The 1,440-nt window shown below is 64.2% G+C and carries 2 protein-coding genes; both read left to right on the top strand.

The features are described from left to right. Positions 1-163: 163 nt before the first annotated feature. Positions 164-1,024: a TIGR01459 family HAD-type hydrolase gene (locus EOA36_RS35340; protein WP_127281228.1), complete on the top strand. Its 861-nt coding sequence runs from the start codon at positions 164-166 to the stop codon at positions 1,022-1,024. A 6-nt stretch (positions 1,025-1,030) separates the two neighbouring features. Then, a partial coding sequence (locus tag EOA36_RS35335; protein ID WP_145969509.1) for an adenylyltransferase/cytidyltransferase family protein occupies positions 1,031-1,440 on the top strand: 410 nt, incomplete at its 3' end.

Genomic DNA, 1,440 nt, shown 5'->3' with positions numbered 1-1,440 from the left:
GCGCTTCACCAACCGCTAACCAATCAAAGGCCGCGGCTTGCGCCGCAATTCGTGCCGATGCGGGTGAAAGCTGGTGACAGCATGGGCCGGTTCGGATAATTCGAACCGGCTGCGGCGAACCGTCGGCCGCCGCACCCGCAACGATCATACTGAAGGAAACGGCATGGCGGATTCGCCCGAAATCGTCGGCTCGCTCGAAGACGTGTCGAAAGCCTATTCGGCAATTCTCTGCGACGTCTGGGGCGTGGTGCACAATGGCGAGTGGCATTTTCCGGCGGCCGCGGCCGCGCTGGCGGCGGCAAGGGCGACCGGCACTCCTGTCGTTCTGATCACCAATTCGCCACGCCGCAGTGCTGATGTCGTGGCACAGATGAGCGTGATCGGCGTTCCGCCGTCAGCCTATGACCGTGTGGTGACCTCGGGCGACGTGACCCGCGACCTGATCGCGGAGGGCCCACGCAAAGTCTTCCACATCGGCGCCGACCGCGATTTGACCCTTTACGATGGCCTCGATGTCGAACTCGTCGAGGAATTCGAGGCCGCCGGCGTCGTGTGCACCGGGCTGTTCGACGACGAGGTTGAAAAACCCGAGGATTATGCCGACTTGCTGCGCCGGTTGCGCGCCAGGAACTTGCCATTCATCTGCGCCAATCCCGATATCATGGTTGAGCGCGGCGAACGGATCATCTGGTGCGCCGGTGCACTCGCACGCGACTACGCGCAGCTCGGCGGCCGCACGCTGATCGCCGGAAAACCCTATGCGCCGATCTACGAGGTCGCGATGAAGGAGGTGGCCGAGATCCTCGGCCGGCCGGTTGAGCGTTCGCAAATACTGGCGATCGGCGATGGCATGATGACCGACGTCAAGGGCGCGGCCGACAATGGTTTCGACGTCCTCTATGTCTCCGGCGGCATTCACGCCCGCGACTACGGCGATCCATCCCGGCCGGATCCGGCAAGGCTTGGGCTCTTCCTGGAGCGGCACGGCTATCGTCCGGTGGCCGTCATCGCAAGGCTGCAGTAGGTGGCAATGGTCGCGTTCCAGCATCTTGCGACAACCGCGCCGCTGCCCGCCGATCTGCGAGGCGGCGTCGTTGCGATAGGCAATTTCGATGGCGTCCACCGTGGCCACCAGGCCGTTCTCGAACGGGCATTGGCGGAGGCCAAGCGGCGTGGCGTGCCGGCCCTGGTGCTGACCTTCGAACCGCACCCGCGAACGGTTTTCAAGCCTGATTTGCCGCTTTTCGTGCTGACGCCGCCACCGATGAAGGCGCGGCTCTTGTCGCTGCTGGGCTTTGCCGCGCTCGTCGAGCAACCTTTCACGCGCGATTTCGCCTCGCTGTCGGCGGAAGCCTTCGTCACCGATGTGCTGGAGAGGACGCTGGGCATCACCCATGCCGTGACCGGTTTCGATTTCCATTTCGGCAAGGACCGCCAGGG

Origin of the sequence: Mesorhizobium sp. M8A.F.Ca.ET.021.01.1.1 (genome assembly GCF_003998025.1) — a bacterium.
Lineage (GTDB): Bacteria > Pseudomonadota > Alphaproteobacteria > Rhizobiales > Rhizobiaceae > Mesorhizobium.
Note: the sequence above shows the minus strand (reverse complement) of the source record. Positions and strands in the feature narration are given on the sequence as shown.